Consider the following 19,218-nt stretch of genomic DNA (forward strand, 5'->3'; position numbering starts at 1 on the left):
TGAGTGGAATAGACTCAAGTCTGGTGGTGTCCTCATCAGTGGACCAACCTGCCGTACAGGGGAGCACATGAACGCCGAACGCCTGACCACGAAGAGTCGCGAAGTCATCACCGCCGCGGTCGCCATCGCCAACCAGCGGGGCCATGCCACGGTCGAACCGTGGCATCTGCTGCTCTCCCTGCTGGACACCGGCGGCTCGACCGCCGCCGGCCTGCTGCGGGCCGTCGGCGCCAACCCGGTGGAGATCCGCCGGTCCGCCGTACGGACCGTGGAGAACCTGCCCGCCGCGCGCGGCTCCAGCGTCGCCGAGCCGAGCCTGTCCCGCGAGTTCGCCAACGCGATCGGCGCGGCCGAGCAGATCGCCCGCCCGCTCGGCGACGAGTACACCTCCACCGAGCACCTGCTGGCCGGGCTGGCCCGGGTCGGCGGGGCCGTCGCCGGGCTGCTCAAGGATGCCGGAGCCACCGAGGAAAACCTGGTCGCCGCGTTCCCGTCGGTGCGCGGCGGCGACCGCCGGGTCACCACCGCCGACCCGGAGCAGACCTACCAGGCGCTGGAGAAGTACGGCGTCGACCTGACCGCCAGCGCCCGCGACGGCAAGATCGACCCGGTGATCGGCCGGGACGCCGAGATCCGCCGGGTGATCCAGGTGCTGTCCCGGCGTACCAAGAACAACCCGGTGCTGATCGGCGAACCCGGCGTCGGCAAGACCGCGATCGTCGAAGGTCTCGCCCAGCGGATCGTCGCCGGCGACGTACCCGAGTCGCTGCGCGACAAGCGGCTGGTGTCGCTCGACCTCGGCGCGATGGTCGCCGGTGCGCAGTACCGGGGGCAGTTCGAGGAGCGGCTCAAGTCGGTCCTGGAGGAGATCAAGGGCTCCGACGGCCAGGTGATCACCTTCCTCGACGAGCTGCACACGGTGGTCGGCGCGGGCAAGGGCGAAGGCTCGATGGACGCCGGCAACATGCTCAAGCCGATGCTGGCCCGGGGCGAGCTGCGGATGGTCGGCGCGACCACCCTCGACGAGTACCGCGAGCACATCGAGAAGGACCCGGCGTTGGAGCGCCGGTTCCAGCCGGTGCTGGTCGGCGAGCCGACCGTGGAGGACACCATCGGCATCCTGCGCGGGCTCAAGGAGCGCTACGAGGTGCACCACGGCGTACGGATCACCGACGCCGCGCTGGTCGCCGCCGCCGGCCTGTCCGACCGCTACATCACCGACCGGTTCCTGCCGGACAAGGCGATCGACCTGGTCGACGAGTCCGCCTCCCGGCTGCGGATGGAGATCGACTCCCGGCCGGTCGAGGTCGACGAGATCGAGCGGGCCGTGCGCCGGCTGGAGATCGAAGAGATGGCGCTGGCCAAGGAGCCCGACCCCGGCTCGGCGCAGCGGCTGGAGCGGCTGCGCCGGGAGCTGGCCGACAAGCGCGAGCAGCTGACCGCGCTCAGCGACCGCTGGCAGCTGGAGAAGGGGCACATCACCCGGATCTCCACCGCCCGCGAGGAGCTGGAACGCCTCGGTGGCGAGGCCGAGCGGGCCGAACGCGACGGTGAGCTGGAGCGCGCCGCCGAGCTGCGGTACGGCCGAATCCCGGCGCTGCAGGGCGAGCTCGCCCGCGCCGAGACCGAGCTGGCCGCGCTGCAGGCCGACGGCGCGATGCTCAAGGAGGAGATCGGCGCGGACGACATCGCCGCCGTCGTCGCCGCCTGGACCGGTATCCCGGCCGGCCGACTGATGGAGGGCGAGACCGCCAAGCTGCTGCGGATGGAGTCCTCGCTGGGCGCCCGGGTGGTCGGCCAGGCCGCCGCGGTCACCGCCGTCTCCGACGCGGTCCGCCGGGCCCGCGCTGGCGTCGCCGACCCGGACCGGCCGACCGGCAGCTTCCTCTTCCTCGGCCCGACCGGCGTCGGCAAGACCGAGCTGGGCAAGTCCCTGGCCGAGTTCCTCTTCGACGACGAGCGGGCCATGGTCCGCATCGACATGAGCGAGTACGCCGAGAAGCACTCGGTGGCCCGGCTCGTCGGTGCCCCGCCCGGCTACGTCGGGTACGAGGAGGGTGGTCAGTTGACCGAGGCGGTACGCCGCCGGCCGTACTCGGTGATCCTGCTCGACGAGGTGGAGAAGGCCCACCCGGACGTCTTCGACGTGCTGCTGCAGGTGCTCGACGACGGTCGGCTCACCGACGGGCAGGGCCGTACGGTCGACTTCCGCAACGCGATCCTGATCCTCACCTCCAACCTCGGCTCGACGCTGATCAACGACCTGACGTTGACCGAGGAGCAGCGCCGCGACGCGGTGCTGGCGGTGGTCCGGGCGCACTTCAAGCCGGAGTTCCTCAACCGGCTGGACGACATCGTGGTCTTCGCGATGCTCAGCGGCGCGGAGCTGCGGTCGATCGTGGACATCCAGCTGGACCGGATGCGCCGGCGGTTGGCCGACCGCCGGCTGACCCTGGACGTCGACGACACCGCCCGCAGCTGGCTGGCCGAGCACGGCTACGACCCGATCTACGGAGCCCGGCCGCTGCGTCGACTGGTCCAGTCGGCGATCGGCGACCAGTTGGCCAAGGCGCTGCTGGCCGGTGAGATCCGCGACGGCGACACCGTCCGGGTGCAGCTCGCCGACGACAAGGAAGGGCTGGCGGTGCAGGCCGGCTGACCAGCATCGATGTATGTCGGTGAGTGCCGTCGATCGCTCTGCTCGACTGCGAGGCCGGGTTCGGCGACGAAACGCGAGGTCGACGCGGCGTCCGTTTGCCCCGTGTCACTGGCGGGGTACCGCTACGGTGATCTTCCGAAGCTTCGGGAAGGAGAGCCGTGTCGGATCCGAATCCGGCCGCGCCACCGGTCAAGGCGCGGCCGAGCACCGTCACCATTTCGAGTTACCTGCTGTACCTGATCGCCGCGCTGCAGGTCGTCGGCCTGATCGTCGCGCTGTCGGTGATGGGCACGATGCAACAGGTCTACGAGGACGCCTACGCCGGCACCGACATGGAGGCCATCAGCAGCCTCACGACGATCTCCCTGATCGCCGGCGCGATCTTCGGCCTGCTGATCGCCGCCGGCCTGGTGGTGCTGGCTCTGCTCAACAACCGGGGCAAGAACCCGTCTCGGATTGTCACCTGGGTGCTCGGTGGCATCTTCCTCTGCTGCTCCGGGGGCGGGCTCGCGCTCGGCGCGGCCGGCAGCGCGTTGCCCACCGGCCCGACCAGCACCGACCCGAACATGCCGGACCCGGCGCAGGTGCAACGGGATCTGGAGGCCGCGCTGCCCGGCTGGTATGAGCCGGCCAACCTGTTGCTCGGCGTCGTGACCGTGCTGGCGCTGCTGACCGCGCTGATTCTGCTGGCGCTGCCGCCGTCGAACGACTTCTTCCGTAAGCCCGCCGTCGCCTGGGAGCCGCCGGTGCCGGGCGGCGGGTACGGCGTGCCGCCGATGCCGGGCGGCGCCTACCCGAGCTACCCCGCCGCTCCCGGCACACCACCGGCCGCCGGCCCGCCGCCGGCCACCCCGCCCGGCCCGCCGCCGGCACCAGGTGCGCCGCCAGCTGCCGGACCGTCGGAGAATCCGCCGGGCAACCCCCCGCCGCCGACCAGCTGATGATCGGTCGATCACGGGTCGGTCCGCCCGGGGCGGACCGACCCGCCGGTACGGGGAGACCCGGTCCTCGTAGGAGGTGACGACGTGGGGGACAAGCCTGCCCTGCGTACCGCACTGGTCACCGGGGCCACTGCCGGCCTCGGTGCCAGCTTCGCCCGTCGGCTCGCCGGCGACGGGTACCGGCTGGTGCTGGTCGCCCGTGACCGGCAGCGGCTCACCACGCTTGCTGACGACCTGGCCGACCGGCACGGCGTGACCGTCGAGGTGCTCGACGCCGACCTGGCTACTGACGGTGGAGTGACCGTCGTGGCCGACCGGCTGCGGTCCGTCGACGCACCGGTCGACCTGCTGGTCAACAACGCGGGCATCGGTCTGAACCGGTCGTTCCGGCGCACCGACGAGGCGGACGAGCTGCGGCTGCTGCGGCTCAATGTGGAGGCGGTGCTGCGGTTGACGCATGCCGTCCTGCCCGGCATGGTGCAACGCCGACAGGGCAGAGTGATTAATGTCTCGTCGGTGGCGGGCTTTGGTCCGTTAGCAGCTGGTTCGACCTATTCGGCGAGCAAGGCCTGGGTGACGAACTTCAGTGAGTCGATCGACATGTCGGTCCGCCACCTCGGGGTGCGGGTGATGGCGTTGTGCCCGGGCTACGTCCGCACCGAGTTCCACGAACGCGCCGGTATCCGGACCTCCGGCTCGCCGACCTGGCTGTGGCTGCGGGCCGACGACGTGGTCGCCGATGGTCTGCGGGACCTGGCCAGGGGGCGGGCGGTGAGCGTCCCCGACTGGCGCTACAAGACGCTCGCCACTGTGGTGCGTCACGCTCCGCATGGGCTGCTCCGGTTGGCCGCCGGCCGGCCGAAGGGTCGCGAGTGAGCCGGAGAGCGTACCAGCGTGCCCGTCGAAACGCTTCCTGCTGCCGCGACCTGGAGTTTTGTGGTGTATGGGCAGCTAGCGACGTGGATGGCGTTATCGGCGAGTTGCCGGGCCGGCGGATGGGGGCCCAGTGACGGGCAGTACTCTTTGTGACATGGGCGACCACGACGACCTGCGCAAATTCATCACTGATCTGGCCGTGGTGCACGGCAGGGTGGTGCTGTCGTCAGGTCGCGAGGCTGACTGGTACGTCGACCTGCGGCGGGTGACGCTGCACCACGCCGCCGCACCGCTGGTGGGACGGGTGCTGCTCGATCTCACTGCGGACTGGGAGTACGAGGCGGTTGGCGGCCTGACGTTGGGAGCGGACCCGGTGGCTCTGTCCATGTTGCACGCCGCTGCGGCGGAGCAACGGCGACTGGACGCCTTCGTGGTGCGCAAGGCCGACAAGACGCACGGACTCCAGCGACGGATCGAAGGGCCGGACGTGGCCGGCCGGCGGGTGCTGGCAGTGGAGGACACCTCGACGACCGGTGGGAGCGTACTGACCGCAGTCGAGGCGCTACAGAAGGCAGGAGCTGAGGTGGTCGGCGTGGCGGTGATCGTCGATCGTGGGGCCGGTGACGCGGTTCGGGCAGCCGGACTGGCCTATCGGGCCGCCTATACGTTGGCTGACCTCGGCCTTCCGGCCTAAAAGTTTGCCGATTCGGATCTGCTGATATGCAGGCGGATCGATGCTGTTTGGTGGAAGGATGGGTTTCGTGGGAACTGCGTTGGCTGAAATGACCATGCCTCAAATCTCGCCGCTTGCCGGCGAGCCGATCGAACGCGCGGACGCGGAGCGACTCGCTGGAGTCCTCAAGGCGCTCGCCGACCCGGCCCGACTCAGGCTGCTCAGCCTGATCCAGTCGGCACCGGAAGGCGAGGCCTGCGTCTGCGACCTCACTGCTCCGCTGGGGCTCTCCCAGCCGACGGTGAGCCACCACCTGCGTATCCTCACCGAGGCCGGCTTGCTGGAGCGGGAGAAGCGCGGAGTGTGGGCTTACTACCGGCTGGTGCCGACCGCGATCGCCACGATCGCGGATCTGCTGACCCCGCCGCGTAAGCGCGCCACCAAGAAGGCACGCTGACCTGACGGCACCTTGCCTGGTCGACTCGCGGAGGCGGAGCCGCCAGGCAAGGTGCCCAAGGTTTACGGAGGTCGCCGCGTGACGTACGTCGCTGGCGATCTGCGGGACCAGCTCGCCCACGTCGGGTCCGACGTGGTGCGTGCCGGTCTCGTCGTGGGCTCCGGTGGCAACCTGTCCGCCCGCCTGCCGGGCGGCGATGAATGCTGGGTAACCGCGTCCGGCACCTGGCTGGACCGGCTCGGCCCGGCATCGTTCGCCCGGGTGCGGATCGCGGACGGCTGCACCCTGCCCGACGAACCGCAGGTCCGGCCGACCAGTGAGCTGGCGCTGCATCTGGCGGTCTACCGTGCCCGCCCCGACGTCCGCGCCATCGTGCACCTGCACCCGCAGAGCATGCTGCTGCTGGACGCGCTCGGCGTACCGATCCGGCTGGTCACCACCGACCACGCCTTCTACCTGCGGCGCGTCGTCACCGTGCCGTTCGCGCCGCCCGGCGGACAGCGTCTCGCCCGAGCCGCCGCCGACGCGGCCGCCGACGGCACCAACTGCCTGATCCTGTCCCGGCACGGCTGCTCCGTACTGGCCGGATCGGTGGAGCTCGCCCACAAACGGGCGGTCAACCTGGAAGAGGCCGCCCGGCTCACCTACCGGGCACTGGCCGTCGGTCGGCTCGACGACCTGACGCCGCTGCCGGCCGACTACCTGGACCAGTTGCCGGACGCGGAGCACGGCACCGTCTGAACCCCTGGCACGGCATCGGCCACACCCGGCCGGCCGGGCTCAGTGGTGGGTCGGCAGCTGCGGCGACTCCTCCTGGGTGACATCGACCGCCGCGCGGCGCAGCCGACGCTGCTCCAGAACCACCATCGCGGTGACGATGGCGACCCCCAGCACCAGCAGCAACACCACCGACAGCACGTTGCCGCCAGGGGCGAGCAGCCCGCGCTCCTCGGTCTGCCACGGCCACAGCGCCCGCAAGCTGCCGACAATCACTCCGGTCATCACCGCCAGGGTCACCCGCCGGTGGTGCTCCAACAGGTACTGCAGCAGCTTTACGAACAGCGTCAACCCGACGAGCATGCCGACGGCAAAGACCGCCAGGTAGCCGAAGTCCCGGTCGTTGACCGCCTCGATGGTCGGCTCGTAGAGCCCGACGGTCAGCAGCAGGAACGACCCGGACACGCCCGGCAGCACCAGCGCGCAGACCGCGACCGCCGCAGCCAGCAGCACCACCACCGGGTTCGGGTCGATGCTGGCCGATGGCAGACCGGTCAGCACGAACGCCGCGACCCCGGCGGCGACCACCGCGAACACGTCCCGGCCGCGCCACGGCCGGCCGATCATCGAAACCGGCACCAGCACCGAGGCCAGCACCAGGCCGAAGAACAACCCTCGGGTCTGCTCTGGGTGCTCCTCCAGCATCGGCTCCAGCAGCCGGGCGGCGATCAGCAGACCGGGCAGCATGCCCAGCGCCAGCGGGATGATCACTCCCCAGTGCACCTGCCGGAACTGCTCCCGGCTGCGTGCCCAGCCCTGCTTGCGGGGCACGTCGGTGACCGCGTACCGGACCGCGCTGATCAGGTGCCCGGCCGAGGCGATGAGCCGCTCGTACACGCCGGTGACCAGGGCGATGGTCCCACCGCTGACTCCCGGGACGGCCTCTGCCACCCCGATCGCCGCCCCCCGGAACACATGGCCGACACGTTCGCGCACTGACATTTGCAGAACCATACCGGGCCAGTGTTCACAGTCGGGGGTCGACCGGTTCGGACTCGCAGGCGAGCACCGCGAAGACCAGCTCGTGTCGGCGCCACAGCGGTGCGCCGGCGGCCAGCAGATCCAGCGCGGCCAGACCGAGACCGTGTTCGCGCAGCGCCATCGACCGCTTGCGGCCCAACGATCGACGGCGCAGCGCGGCCAGCCGCTCCGGTTCGGTGTACTCCGGGCCGTAGATGATCCGCAGATACTCCCGGCCCCGGCACTTGACGCCAGGCTGCAGCAGCCGGCCGGTGCCGCTGCGGGCGGCCAGTCCGGCGTACGGCTTGACCACCATGCCCTCACCGCCGGCCGCCGTCAGCTCCGACCACCAGTCGGTGGCGTCGGCCACCGCCGCGTCGTCGGCCAGGTCGACCACCCGCCGTCGGGTGGTGGTGAACAGCTGTGGATCGGCCGCCACCAGCGCGTCCGCGCACTCCAGGTGCCAGCCGTGGTCCCGGCCGGCGGGCGAGTGGCCGCTGCGGCCAGCACCGCGAACGGCGCCAACGTCACCGCGTCCGGGTCACCGACGTAGGCCCGGTAGGCGTCGGCGTACCGGTCGACGTCAACGGCCCGCCGGGCCAACCGGGCACGCAGTTGCCCGACCGGCAGGCCCCGACCGGCGGCGGCGTCGAGTACGTCCAACGCAGCGGGCAGCGCGGCCCGGCCGGCGGCGGCGACGCTGGCGTACTGGTCGCGGATCAGCCCGAGCGCCTTCGCCGACCAGGGCAGCAGCTCGCAGTCGAGCAGCAGCCAACCGGCCGGCCCGGCACCGGTGGCCAGCCGTTGCCACAGCCCGGCGGCCTCGGCCGCAGTCCGGATCCGGGACAGCAACGCGTCGGTCCGCTCACCTGAGGTGAAGAACGGCCGCCCGGTCCGGGTGTGCACCACCCCGCCGCCGTGGCCGAACAGCGGGTCGCCCGCCGGGTCGCGGCAGACCAGCACCACCGCCCGGGATCCCATGTGCTTCTCCTGGCAGACCACCCGGTCGACACCGGCGGCCCGGTAGTCGGCGAACGCCTCCGCCGGATGCTCCAGGAACCCGTCCCGGGTCGACGTCGAGCAGGGAGCCATGGTCGGCGGTAGCCAGACCAGCCACCGGGGATCCACCGCGAAACGACTCATCACCTCCAACGCGGCGGCCGCGTTCTCCGCCGGGACCGTCGTGGTCCCGTAGCCGTAGTCGATGTGCCGGCGGCCGGTGACGTCACGCAGGTCCAGCACGTCGTCGGGGCGGTCCGTCCCAGGTCCGGTGCCGTCGGCGGCACCCGGCTCGGCCGTCAGCGGCCGCATCGGCGGGTAGTACTCGCGGTCGGCCGGCACCGAGACGAGATCCCGCGACGGGTAGCGCAGCGCGGTCAGCCGGCCACCGAAGACGCAACCGGTGTCGATGCAGATGGTGTTGTTCACCCAGTCGGGGCGGGTAGTCGGGGTGTGCCCGTAGACCACGGTGGCGGCACCCCGGTAGTCGCGGGCCCACGGGTAGCGCACCGGCAGGCCGTACTCGTCGGTCTCACCGGTGGTCTCCCCGTACAGCGCGAAGCCGCGCACCCGGCCGGAAGCCCGGCCCTGGTATTCGGCCTTGAGCCCGGCGTGCGCCACCACCAGCGCACCGCCGTCGAGCCGGTAGTGGCTGACCAGGCCGTCGATGAACTTGACGACCTCGTCGGTGAACCCGGCCGGTTCGGCGGCCAGCTGCTCCAGGGTCTCGGCCAGCCCGTGCGACACGGTCACCTTGCGGCCCCGCAGCTTGCGCAGCAGCTTCTGCTCGTGGTTGCCGGGCACGCAGAGCGCGGTGCCGGCCCGCACCATCCCCATCACCAGGCGCAGCACGCCGGGCGAGTCCGGGCCGCGGTCGACCAGGTCACCGACGAAGACCGCGGTACGCCCCTGCGGGTGCCGGGCGTCGATCGGTCGGCCGGCGTCGTCGCGGTCGAGCGCCCAACCCAGCTTCGTCAGCAGCGCCTCCAGTTCGGCGCGGCAGCCGTGCACGTCACCGATGATGTCGAACGGCCCGGTCAGCTCCCGCCGGTCGTTGTACAGCCGGGTCAGCCGGATCTCGGCGGCGTCGATCTCGTCGGTGCCGCGCAGCACGAACACGTGCCGGAAGCCTTCCCGGGCCAGCCGGCCGACCGAGCGGCGCAGATCACGCTGCATCCGGGTGATCACGTGTCGGCCGAAGGCGCGGTCGACCCGGCCCTGGGTCCGTTCCCAGCAGAGCTGCTCGGGCACGTCGAGCACCACCGCGACCGGCAGTACGTCGTGTTCCCGGGCGACGGCGACGAGCCCGGCCCGGGCATGTTCCTGCAGGTTGGTGGCGTCGACCACAGTGAGCCGGCCAGCCCGCAGCCGCTTGCCGGCGACGTAGTGCAGCGCGTCGAAGGCGTCCGCCGACGCCGACTGGTCGTTCTCGTCGTCGGCGACCATTGCCCGGAAGGTGTCCGAGGAGAGCACCTGGGTGGCGGCGAAGTGCCGGCGGGCGAAGGTCGACTTGCCGGAGCCGGAGACACCGACCAGGGCGATCAGGGCGAGTTCGGGGATCTCCAGTACGGTCACCGGGCACCCCCGGCGCCCGCGCCGTTCGGGCCGGTGCTGTCCGGGCCGGCGTCGTCGCGGGTGAAGACCGCCAGTTGGGTCGGCGGCCCCACGTCCGGATCGACCTGGCCGACCGGCCGGAACCCGACCCGGTAGCCGTACGCCGCGGCGACCCGGCCGGCCCAGTCGGCGAACTCGGCGCGGGTCCACTCGAACCGGTGGTCCGGGTGCCGCAGCGCGCCCGCGGCGAGGCCTTCGTAGCGCACGTTGTACTCCACGTTCGGGGTGGTCACCAGCACGGTTGCGGGGCGGGCGTGGCCGAAGACCGCTTCGGCCAGCGCCGGCAGCCGGGGCGGGTCGAGGTGCTCGACGACTTCCATCAGTACGGCGGCGTCGTAGCCGCGCAGCCGGTCGTCGCGGTAGGTCAGCGCCGACTGCCACAGCCGTACCCGCTGCTGCTGGCGCGCCGGGAGCCGGTCCAGTCGCAGCCGCCGGGCGGCCAGCTCCAGCGCCCGGGCCGACACGTCGGTGCCGACGATCTCGGTGAACCGGGGCTGGGCGAGCAGTTCGGTCAGCAGTGCACCGCCGCCGCAGCCCAGGTCGAGCACCCGGGTGGCACCGGCCTCGGCCAGCGCGGTGAGCACGGCGGCCCGGCGGGTCGCTGCCAGCGGTCGCGGCCGGACCGCCGCCGGCAGCCCCGCGTCCTCGTCGGCACCCGGGCCGGCGTCGGCCAGCCGCAGCTCGGCGGCCCGCGCCTCGGCGAGCCGGTCCTCGGCGCGTCGGGCGAGCACCCGGCGGTGGGCCAGGTAGCGCCGGGTGATCAACCGGCGTTCCGGGTGGCCGGCCAGCCAGCCCTCGCCGGCCCGGATCAGCTTGTCCAACTCGTCCGGGGCGATCCAGTAGTGCTTGGCGTCGTCCAGCACCGGCAGCAGCACATACAGGTGGTTGAGCGCGTCGGCGACCCGCAGCGTGCCGGTCAGGGTGAGGTCGACGTAGCGGCTGTCCCCCCACTGCGGGTAGCGCTCGTCCAGTGGGATGGGCCGGGCAGTCACCGTCCAGCCGAGCGGGCTGAACAGGCGCTCGGCGAGGGCGGCGCCGCCCCGGCAGCGCAGCACCGGCACCCGGATGGTCAACGGCAGGGCGGTGCCGGGCAGCTCGGGGCGGTCCCGGCTCTCACCGCGCAGCGCGGACCGGAACACCTTGGCGAGGGCGGCGGCGAGCAGGCTGGACGCGGCGTACGGCCGGTCGTTGACGTACTGGCCGAGGGTGAAGCTCTCCGGCATCGCGGCCGTGCGCCGGCCACGGCGCGGGCCGCCGGCGGCGAGCCGCGCCGGGTCGACGTCGAGCAGCAGCGCGGCGGTGCAGCGCTGCTCGGTGGCCTCCGGGTAGAACACGTGCGCCGTGCCGGTGGGTACGTCGAACGACTGCATCCGGTCCGGATGTTTGACCAGCAGGTAGCCGAGGTCGGTGGCGGGCCGGTGGGTCGTCGTCACGGTCATCAGCACCCGGGTGATGGTGCCAGCCGGCCGCCACCGGTCGACACCGGTCGACACCGGTTATCGCTGATGCGCGGTTTCCGTCTTATCGCGGATGCGTGGCGGCCGCTCCGACGCGGTCAACGGTCAGCGGTAGCCGTCGTCATCATCGAGGTCGACGATGCGGGACTGCTCGACCGCGTCCCAGTCGTCGACCTCCAGACCGCGGTGCACCTCGGGCTGCTGCTCGACCGGGTTGGCCACGACCGACTGCTCGACCGCGTCGTCGGCGGGCGCCTCCGGGTCACGTTCCTCGGGAGCGAGGTGGTCCCCTGGGGCGATGTCCTCGTCCGGGTAGGTCATGTCTCGCCTCCGTTCGTTCGTCCGTACCGGTGCTCCCACCACGGTACGGGTCAACCGGGGTGCCCGCCGACCACCGTCCAAGATAAGAGGCTTGTCCGTTTTTGTGGCGCAGTGGTTTACTCCGGGTGGCAGGATGGCAGTATGGGATTCCTGATCAGGCTCGCGGTCAACGCGGTCGCCCTGTGGATAACCACGCTGATCGTGCCCGGCATCGACGTCACCGGTGACACCGCGACCAACAACGCGCTGACCCTGGTCATCGTGGCGCTGATCTTCGGACTGGTCAACGCGGTCCTCAAACCGGTCATCAAGGTCGTCGGCTGTGTCTTCTACCTCCTCACCCTCGGCCTGTTCGCACTGGTCGTCAACGCCCTGCTCTTCCTGCTGACCGACTGGCTGGCGCAACAACTGGACCTGCCGTTCGCCATCGACGGGTTCTGGCCGGCATTCTGGGGAGCGATCGTCATGGCCGTCGTCGGCTGGCTGATCAGCCTGGTCATCCCCGACAAGTACGACCGCCGCTGACCGTGCCCACAGACAGGGCCGATGTCGCAGGCCCACAGACAGGGCCGATGTCGCCGGGGCAGTGCCGCTGCGGGATACTGCCTAGCGGAGGACAGCGCGGTCCAGCGCAGTGAGCTGAGCATGGAATCCGGCCCGTCGACGGGCCGAACCGGTACAAAGGAGCGTTCGAGATGCCCATCGCCTCTCCCGAGGTCTACGCCGAGATGCTTGACCGCGCCAAGGCCGGCGCGTTCGCGTACCCCGCCATCAACGTCACGTCCTCGCAGACCCTCAACGCCGCGCTGCAGGGCTTCGCCGAGGCGGAGAGCGACGGCATCATCCAGGTCTCCACCGGTGGTGCCGAGTACCTGTCCGGCCCGACCATCAAGGACATGGTCAGCGGCTCGCTGGCCTTCGCCGCCTTCGCCGAGGAGGTGGCCAAGAAGTACCCGGTCAACATTGCGCTGCACACCGACCACTGCCCGAAGGGCAAGCTCGACGGCTTCGTCCGCCCGCTGCTGGCCGCCTCCAAGGAGCGGGTCGCCGCCGGTGGCGCGCCGCTGTTCCAGTCGCACATGTGGGACGGCTCCGCCGTACCGCTGAAGGAGAACCTGGAGATCGCCACCGAGCTGCTGGCCGAGGCCGCCGCCGCCAAGGTCGTGCTGGAGATCGAGGTCGGCGTCGTCGGCGGCGAGGAGGACGGCGTCGTCGGTGCCATCGACGAGAAGCTGTACACCACCGTCGAGGACGGGCTGGCCATGGTCGAGGCGCTCGGTCTCGGCGAGAAGGGCCGCTACATGGCGGCGCTCACCTTCGGCAACGTGCACGGCGTCTACAAGCCGGGCAACGTCAAGCTGCGGCCGGAGATCCTCAAGGAGATCCAGGACGCGGTCGGCGCCAAGTACGGCAAGGAGAAGCCGCTCAGCCTGGTCTTCCACGGCGGCTCCGGCTCGCTGCTGGAGGAGATCCGGGCCGCGCTGGACTACGGCGTGGTGAAGATGAACATCGACACCGACACCCAGTACGCCTTCACCCGCCCGGTCGTCACCCACATGTTCACCAAGTACGACGGGGTGCTGAAGATCGACGGCGAGGTCGGCGACAAGAAGTCGTACGACCCCCGGGCCTGGGGCAAGGCGGCCGAGGCCGGGATGGCCAAGCGGGTCGTCGACGCCTGCGAGCACCTGCGCTCCACCGGCACCACGCTGGCCAAGTAACACCCACCGAACCACTCGCCGCGCGGCCGGTCCCGTACCCCGGGGCCGGCCGCGCGTCGCCGTCGTACGAACCACACCGGTAGGATCTACCGATTCAGAGTGGTCCGCTGCGGAGGTCGGTCGTGCTCGGCATCGATGGGTACGAGCCACAGTGGTGCCACGACGCCGCGACGCTCGCCGCCGCCCACCGGGCCCGGTTCTCCCGCATCATCGGACGCCCACTGGTCGACACCTGGCTGATGTGGGACCTCGACCTGGATACCTGGTACGCAAACGGCCCGGTCATCCTCGGCTTCGGTGACGTCAACGTCGAGGTCACCCACCGCAAGTTCGACGAATGCGCGATCACCTGGAACCAGGTCGACATGTCCATGCCGCTGGACCTGCCCGGCCTGCGGCTGGACTGGCACAGCGACCGGCATCCGGCGCCTCTGCCGGCCCGGGGCCGACCGCTGCGGGCGGTCAACGTGATCGAGCGGATCATGCCGTCGCACTGGCGTCCGCACGTGCTGCACGCCGTCGAGTTCCTTTTCGACGGGGCCCGGTTGGCCGTACAGAACGCCCTCGACGAGAACGGCCTGTCCGCCGAGCCCGACGTCGAGCTGCCGATCGTCGCCTGGCGCCGCCGCCCCGTCGCCTGAGCCCACCGATGCTTGGCCCGACCCCGCCGACGGGCTTGACCCGGACCTTGGGGCCGACCACAGCATGACCCTTGCCGGTCGACCACGGCCGGCACGAGGAGGGGCACGATGCGGCTGCTCACCATCGGCGCGTTCGCCCGCGCCGCCGGACTGACGGTCAAGGCGTTGCGGATCTACGCCGACACGGGGCTGCTCCGGCCGGCGGCCGTCGACCCGGAGTCCGGCTACCGCTACTACCGGCCGGAGCAGCTGGAGCTGGCCCGGTTAATGGCCCGGCTGCGGCGTGGCGGGATGCCGCTGCGCCGCGTTCGGCAGGTCTGCGCGCACTGGCCGGACGACCCGGTGGCCGTCGCCGGGGAGATCGCCCGCTGGTGGTCGGCCACCCAGGCCGAGACGGCGGCCAGGGAACAACTCGTGACCAGCCTCGTCGCGGAACTCCAGACGAGGAGAACGACAATGACCGACCGACCGGCAGGCTTCGGCCTGCGTAGCGCCGTCCGTACCGACATCGGCCGGGTGCGGACCAGCAACGAGGACCGGGCGTACGCCGGACGCCGACTGCTCGCGGTCGCCGACGGTGCCGCCGGCCCGGGTGGGGCGCAGGCCAGCAGCGCGGTGATCAAGGCGCTCGCGCAGCTCGACACCGGACCGTCGGATGCGCCGGGCACGGTCCTGGCGGATGCGCCGGGCACGGCCCTGGCGGACGCGTACCGCGCCGCCGACGACGCGATCCGCCAGGTGGGTGCCGGCACGGGTGCGTCGCCGGTCAGTACGGTGACCGCGTTGCTGCAGGTCGGCGACCGGTTCGAGCTGGTGCACGTCGGCGACACCCGGGCGTACCGGTGGCGGGGCGGCGCACTGACCCGGCTCACCCGCGACGACAGCTACGTGCAGGCGCTGGTGGACGCCGGCCGGCTCGACCCGGCGCTGGCGCTGGCACACCGGCGGCGGGCGCTGCTCACCCAGGCGCTGGACGGCACCGGGACGGCGAAACCGGCGTACGCGGCGCATCGGATCGTCGCGTACGACCGGTATCTGCTCTGCTCCGACGGGGTCTGGGCGGTGGTGCCCGACGACGACCTCGCCGCCGCGGTCGCCGCCGGGCTCGACCCGGCCGAGACGGTACGCACGGTGATCGACCTGGCGTACCAGGCGGGTGCCCCGGACAACGTCGCCTGCGTCGTCGCCGACGTCGTGCCCTGAGCCGAAGGTCAGCTCGACCTGGTGACCTGGTGCGGTACGACCGGCGGCAGCGCGTCGGCGGTGAGCAGCGCGACCGCCTCGTGCACGTCGTCGGTGAGCCGGATCAGCGGGGACAGGTCGCCGGCCGGGGACAGCGCCAGCAGCGGCGCCAGCATCGCCTCGACCGGCAGGGTCTGGGTCCAGAAGGCGCGGTCCAGGAAGACGTACGGGCCGCTGGCCCCGTCGGTGCCGTAGAACGTCTTCGTGGCCGCCTGGAACACCTCCTGCACGGTGCCGGCCCGGCCCGGCGCGAACACGATGCCGCCCCGGGCCAGCCGCAGGATGGTGTCCTCCCGGACGGCGTTGCAGAAGTACTTGGCGATCCGGCCGGCGAACAGGTTGGCCGGTTCGTGCCCGTACAGCCAGGTGGGGATGGCGAGCCCGCCGGCCCGCGCCCAGCCGGAGCCGCTGTCGTCGGACACCGCCGCGTCGACCGGGTACCGGTCGCGGACCGCCAGCGCGGCGGCGGTGTACGGCTGCTGGTCTGCGTAGTCCGGCGCGCCGGCCAGCAGGTCGATGGCGTCGGTCAGCTCTTCGGCGTCGTGGCTGCTCAGGTACGCGCCGAGGTTCGCCGCCTCCATCACGCCCGGCCCGCCGCCGGTGACCACCAGCCGGCCGGCCCGGGCCAGCTCCCAGCCGAGCGTGGCGGCCAGCCGGTACGCGGAGGTGCCGCGCGGCACCGCGTGCCCGCCCATCACCCCGATCACCGAGGCCGGCCCGTACCGGTCGATCCAGGTCCGGGTGGCGTCGGCGAGCGCGTTGTCGATGCCGTGGTCGTGCAGCCGCTGGGCCAGCGCCTCGCGGATCTGCGGCTGGGCGCCGCCGTGCCGGCGGAAATGCCGGTAGACCAGGTTGTCGTACATCCCGTCGGCACCGTGCTCGGCGAACCCGGCGGCCAGGTCGGCCGGGGTGTACAGCCGGGGCGGGTGGCTCGGGTACGGCCGCCCGGCGAACGGTGGGACCACGTGCGCGCCCCGGCGCACCAGCTCCGCTTCCGCCGCCGCCGACGGGAACGAACAGCCCAGAAACAACGTGTCGGTGAGGTCGATGTCGGTGAGGTCGGGCACCGGCGGTACGTCGAGCTGCAGTCCCTGCACGGTCAGCCCGGCCAGGCTGCCGGCGCGCAGATGATGGTCGAGCTCGGCGCGGGACTCCACCTCGTGCGGGGTGGAGTCGTAGTCGCCGGACAGCGCTGCGGGAGGTGGCGTGGGCATCCGGCCATTTTTCCGTACCGCCGCAACCGGCGTGGCATGGCGCAGCGAAGCCCGGTGGTACGGCGAAGCCTGCGGTCGTGCAGCGAAGCCCGGTGGCACGAGGCCACCGGGCTTCCCAAACCGGTTCCTGGGGAGGCTCCGGACCTCTATTTCTAGTCGAGTACCGGCATCGGCACACCCGCCGCACGCGTGACGAAGGACTCATCCGTTCAGACACCATGTCGCTGCGAATACAGGTTGAATGGGCAAAATGCAGAACCTGTTGCCCGAACCGCCGGCCACCACGCTGCCCGGCGACGAGCAGGCCGAGGCGGCTCTTGCCGAGGCTGCCCAGGTGGACACCGAGGAGGCGTACGCCGCTGCCGCCGGCCGCCACCCCACCTACAGTCGGGCCTGGGCGGTGCTCGCCCAGCGTGCGTTCACCAGGGGCGAGGTCGTCGCCGCGTACGCCTACGCCCGCACCGGCTACCACCGGGGCCTGGACCAGCTGCGCCGCAGCGGCTGGAAGGGGCACGGCCCGGTGCCCTGGTCGCACCGGCCGAACCAGGGTTTCCTGGCCTGCCTGCACCTGCTGTCCCGGGCGGCCGGCGAGATCGGTGAGAGCGACGAGGCCGCCCGGTGCGCGCAGTTCCTGCGGGACTGCGACCCGGCCGCCGGGGACGCTCTCGCCAGCAGTTGACGGCTCAGAGCCCTTCGGCCACCGCCGAGGCGATCTTCAGCCATGCCTGCCGGAACGTCGCGGACAACTGCCCGTACCGGATCGGTTCCCCGCTGTCGATGATCCGCTCGTACGGTGCCAGCAGCACCGTACGGGTGCGGGCGGCGAAGTGCCGGTGGATCGGCGCCAGGTCGATCTCCCGGCGGGACGGCGGCATGGAGATGACGGTGACCGCCTGGCGGACCAGCCGCTGCCGGCCGGTCTGCTCCAGGTGGTCGAGCATCCGGGCGGCCGGCTCGGCGGAGTCGTTGCGGGCCGACATGGTCACCACGAGCTGGTCGGTGGCGTCGATCGCCGCCTGCCAGTTCTGTGCCCGTACGTTGTTCCCGGTGTCCACGAAGATCAACTTGTAGAACCGGCTGACCACCTCACGGATCTCGGCGAACGCGGCGGCGGTCAGCATCTCGCCGGCGGTGGCCGACTCGTCCGAGGCGAGCACGTCGAACATGCCTTCGCCCTGCGCCCGCACGTACTGCGACAGGTCGCCGACCCGGCCGTGTGACCCCTGGAACAGGCGCAGGTCGCGCAGCATGTCCCGGACCGTACGGGAGTGGAAGTCCTGCTGGGCGCGCATGCCGAGGGTGCCCTGTGTCTCGTTGTTGTCCCAGGCCAGCACGTAGCCGCCGCGCTTCTGCCCGAACGTCATGGCCAGCATCAGGATGGCGACGGTCTTGCCGGCCCCGCCCTTCGGGTTGACCACGGTGACCTGGCGCAGCCCACCGAAGTTGCGGCGCACCATCTCGACGTCCCGCCGGATCTCCTGCTCGTGCTGCCCCGGCGGCAGCTTGACCAGGCCCAGCGTGGTCCGGTTGAGCGCGGCCCGGACCCCCATCGTGGCGACCGGGTCGGCCGGTTTCGTCGCCCGCCGCAGGGCGAACTCCTCGGCGGTCGGCACGAACGACTCGGGTGTCCAGCCCGCCGGCAGTTGGCTGCCGTCGGCCGACGGGCTGGCCTGCTGGTGCGTCGGCGCGGCCGGCTGCTGCAGGGGATCCTGGTACGCGGGACCCTGCTGGGTGGGACCTTGCTGCACCGACCCGAGCACCCCGGGCGGCACCGGGTAGCCCGAGTCGAACATCGCCGACCGTGGCGGCGGCACCGGAGCGTCCGGCACCGGAGGCGACGGCATCCGGTGCACCCCGGGCGCTTCCTGGTACGGCTGTCGGGGCAGCTCGGTCACGCCCGGACTCACCTGCTGGTACGCCGACGCCGCCGGAGTCTGGGTAGGCGCTGGCGCTGGGGGTGACCAGGCTCCGCTGTCCGTCGGGGTCCAGTCGTCCCAGCCGGCTGCCGACACCGACGCGGCTGCCGACACCGGGCCGGCGGCGGGCGGGGCCCACGGGTCGGCGGGCTGGCCCGGCGCGGGTTCCGTCACCTCTTCCCGAGGCTCACTCGGCCGGCCGGGGCCGGTTGGCCCAGGCGGCGGTAGTGGGGGCGGCGTCGGCGTCTGACCGGGTGGCGGGGCGGGCCGGCTGGGACCAGGATGCGGCTGGCGGGGGTGGGTCGGGCCGGGCCGGGGCGGTGTCGGGTGCGGCCGGCCGGGCGCCTCCGACGTGGGCGCGGCCGCGTCCGCCGGCGGTACGGGTTGCTCCGCCAACGGTACGGGCTGCTCCGGTGACCGCCGGGGAGCCGGCGGCACGGCACCGGACGGACCAGCATCGCCGCCGGTGCCACCGTCGCGGGCGGTGCCCCCAGAACCAGCAGCACCGGTCGAGCGGCTGGTCAACCTGCTGGGTGGCTGCGCCCACGGCGACGCCGGCGAATGCGGCAGCTCCGGGTCGCGGTCGGCGGGCAACCGACCGTTGCCGGCCGTCCTGCCGTTGTCGGGCCGGACCTCGGCTCCGGACGTCACCGTTGGGATGACCGGTACCGCGATGGTCTGATCGTTGCGGGGAGTGGCCACGACCTCGTCCGGCGGCCAGAACGGCTCCTCCACCTGGCCTCCGTCAGC

Annotated in this window: 17 protein-coding genes and 1 pseudogene; 12 read left to right on the plus strand and 6 right to left on the minus strand. The window is 72.0% G+C overall.

Going from position 1 to position 19,218, the window contains the following annotated elements; translation table 11 throughout:
* Positions 1–67: 67 nt before the first annotated feature.
* The 6 genes from clpB to O7553_RS27530 all read left to right on the plus strand — a co-directional run bounded on the left by clpB (position 68) and on the right by O7553_RS27530 (position 6,347).
* Positions 68–2,659 (plus strand): ATP-dependent chaperone ClpB, encoded by a 2,592-nt coding sequence (gene clpB, locus O7553_RS27505; protein ID WP_281552455.1) that lies wholly within the window; start codon positions 68–70, stop codon positions 2,657–2,659.
* A 158-nt stretch (positions 2,660–2,817) separates the two neighbouring features.
* Positions 2,818–3,600: a hypothetical protein gene (locus O7553_RS27510; RefSeq protein ID WP_281552456.1), complete on the plus strand. Its 783-nt coding sequence runs from the start codon at positions 2,818–2,820 to the stop codon at positions 3,598–3,600.
* An 84-nt stretch (positions 3,601–3,684) separates the two neighbouring features.
* The gene (locus tag O7553_RS27515) at positions 3,685–4,476 is read left to right on the plus strand and encodes an SDR family oxidoreductase (RefSeq protein WP_281552457.1); all 792 of its coding nucleotides are present in this window, start codon (positions 3,685–3,687) and stop codon (positions 4,474–4,476) included.
* A gap of 154 nt (positions 4,477–4,630) precedes the next feature.
* Entirely contained in the window at positions 4,631–5,170 is a 540-nt protein-coding gene (pyrE, locus tag O7553_RS27520) for an orotate phosphoribosyltransferase (RefSeq protein ID WP_281552458.1), read from the plus strand.
* A gap of 58 nt (positions 5,171–5,228) precedes the next feature.
* Positions 5,229–5,606, plus strand: a complete 378-nt coding sequence (locus O7553_RS27525; protein WP_123606510.1) for a metalloregulator ArsR/SmtB family transcription factor — start codon at positions 5,229–5,231, stop codon at positions 5,604–5,606.
* Positions 5,607–5,684: 78 nt separating this feature from the next.
* On the plus strand, positions 5,685–6,347 hold the full coding sequence (locus O7553_RS27530; protein WP_281552459.1) for a class II aldolase/adducin family protein: 663 nt from the start codon (positions 5,685–5,687) through the stop codon (positions 6,345–6,347).
* 39 nt (positions 6,348–6,386) lie between these two features.
* Here O7553_RS27530 and O7553_RS27535 read toward each other — a convergent pair whose 3' ends face one another.
* From O7553_RS27535 to O7553_RS27550, 4 genes and pseudogenes are all read right to left on the minus strand, one after another.
* Positions 6,387–7,325 (minus strand): DUF368 domain-containing protein, encoded by a 939-nt coding sequence (locus O7553_RS27535; protein ID WP_281552460.1) that lies wholly within the window; start codon positions 7,323–7,325, stop codon positions 6,387–6,389.
* Positions 7,326–7,350: 25 nt separating this feature from the next.
* Positions 7,351–9,917: pseudogene (locus O7553_RS27540) on the minus strand (polynucleotide kinase-phosphatase).
* Positions 9,914–11,401, minus strand: a complete 1,488-nt coding sequence (locus tag O7553_RS27545) for a 3' terminal RNA ribose 2'-O-methyltransferase Hen1 (RefSeq protein WP_281555779.1) — start codon at positions 11,399–11,401, stop codon at positions 9,914–9,916. The pseudogene O7553_RS27540 and the gene O7553_RS27545 overlap by 4 nt, the downstream one beginning before the upstream one ends.
* A gap of 117 nt (positions 11,402–11,518) precedes the next feature.
* Complete coding sequence (locus O7553_RS27550) at positions 11,519–11,734, minus strand: hypothetical protein (RefSeq protein WP_123606506.1); 216 nt, start codon at positions 11,732–11,734, stop codon at positions 11,519–11,521.
* Between the two features lie 141 nt (positions 11,735–11,875).
* Between O7553_RS27550 and O7553_RS27555 the strand changes: the two genes are divergently transcribed.
* The 4 genes from O7553_RS27555 (at position 11,876) to O7553_RS27570 (ending at position 15,299) form a co-directional block, all read left to right on the plus strand.
* Positions 11,876–12,259, plus strand: coding sequence for a phage holin family protein (locus O7553_RS27555; RefSeq protein ID WP_123606505.1), 384 nt, complete (start codon positions 11,876–11,878; stop codon positions 12,257–12,259).
* Positions 12,260–12,429: 170 nt separating this feature from the next.
* A complete protein-coding gene (gene fbaA, locus O7553_RS27560; RefSeq protein WP_281552461.1) occupies positions 12,430–13,455 on the plus strand; it encodes a class II fructose-bisphosphate aldolase in 1,026 nt (341 codons plus the stop codon).
* Between the two features lie 122 nt (positions 13,456–13,577).
* Entirely contained in the window at positions 13,578–14,096 is a 519-nt protein-coding gene (locus O7553_RS27565; RefSeq protein ID WP_278172659.1) for a hypothetical protein, read from the plus strand.
* 108 nt (positions 14,097–14,204) lie between these two features.
* Positions 14,205–15,299: a MerR family transcriptional regulator gene (locus tag O7553_RS27570; protein WP_281552462.1), complete on the plus strand. Its 1,095-nt coding sequence runs from the start codon at positions 14,205–14,207 to the stop codon at positions 15,297–15,299.
* An 8-nt stretch (positions 15,300–15,307) separates the two neighbouring features.
* Here the strand turns inward: O7553_RS27570 and O7553_RS27575 are convergent, their stop codons facing one another.
* Positions 15,308–16,552, minus strand: a complete 1,245-nt coding sequence (locus O7553_RS27575; RefSeq protein ID WP_281552463.1) for a hypothetical protein — start codon at positions 16,550–16,552, stop codon at positions 15,308–15,310.
* A gap of 250 nt (positions 16,553–16,802) precedes the next feature.
* Between O7553_RS27575 and O7553_RS27580 the strand changes: the two genes are divergently transcribed.
* Positions 16,803–17,231 carry a DUF3151 domain-containing protein gene (locus O7553_RS27580; RefSeq protein ID WP_281552464.1) on the plus strand — a complete coding sequence of 143 codons (429 nt, stop codon included), beginning with the start codon at positions 16,803–16,805 and terminating at the stop codon, positions 17,229–17,231.
* A 4-nt stretch (positions 17,232–17,235) separates the two neighbouring features.
* Here O7553_RS27580 and O7553_RS27585 read toward each other — a convergent pair whose 3' ends face one another.
* On the minus strand, positions 17,236–19,038 hold the full coding sequence (locus tag O7553_RS27585; protein WP_281555780.1) for a chromosome partitioning protein: 1,803 nt from the start codon (positions 19,036–19,038) through the stop codon (positions 17,236–17,238).
* Between O7553_RS27585 and O7553_RS27590 the strand changes: the two genes are divergently transcribed.
* Positions 18,953–19,150 carry a hypothetical protein gene (locus tag O7553_RS27590; protein ID WP_281555824.1) on the plus strand — a complete coding sequence of 66 codons (198 nt, stop codon included), beginning with the start codon at positions 18,953–18,955 and terminating at the stop codon, positions 19,148–19,150. The genes O7553_RS27585 and O7553_RS27590 overlap by 86 nt on opposite strands.
* Positions 19,151–19,218 lie beyond the last annotated feature (68 nt).

This window comes from Solwaraspora sp. WMMA2059 (genome assembly GCF_027497315.1).
Lineage (GTDB): Bacteria > Actinomycetota > Actinomycetes > Mycobacteriales > Micromonosporaceae > Micromonospora_E.

Excerpts from the sequence above, each read along its gene's own strand:
- clpB (WP_281552455.1), top strand. The coding sequence starts at position 68 with ATGAACGCCGAACGCCTGACCACGAAGAGTCGCGAAGTCATCACCGCC.
- pyrE (WP_281552458.1), top strand. The coding sequence starts at position 4,631 with ATGGGCGACCACGACGACCTGCGCAAATTCATCACTGATCTGGCCGTG.
- O7553_RS27525 (WP_123606510.1), top strand. The coding sequence starts at position 5,229 with ATGGGTTTCGTGGGAACTGCGTTGGCTGAAATGACCATGCCTCAAATC.
- O7553_RS27535 (WP_281552460.1), bottom strand. The coding sequence starts at position 7,325 with ATGTCAGTGCGCGAACGTGTCGGCCATGTGTTCCGGGGGGCGGCGATC.
- O7553_RS27550 (WP_123606506.1), bottom strand. The coding sequence starts at position 11,734 with ATGACCTACCCGGACGAGGACATCGCCCCAGGGGACCACCTCGCTCCC.
- O7553_RS27555 (WP_123606505.1), top strand. The coding sequence starts at position 11,876 with ATGGGATTCCTGATCAGGCTCGCGGTCAACGCGGTCGCCCTGTGGATA.
- fbaA (WP_281552461.1), top strand. The coding sequence starts at position 12,430 with ATGCCCATCGCCTCTCCCGAGGTCTACGCCGAGATGCTTGACCGCGCC.
- O7553_RS27570 (WP_281552462.1), top strand. The coding sequence starts at position 14,205 with ATGCGGCTGCTCACCATCGGCGCGTTCGCCCGCGCCGCCGGACTGACG.
- O7553_RS27575 (WP_281552463.1), bottom strand. The coding sequence starts at position 16,552 with ATGCCCACGCCACCTCCCGCAGCGCTGTCCGGCGACTACGACTCCACC.
- O7553_RS27580 (WP_281552464.1), top strand. The coding sequence starts at position 16,803 with ATGCAGAACCTGTTGCCCGAACCGCCGGCCACCACGCTGCCCGGCGAC.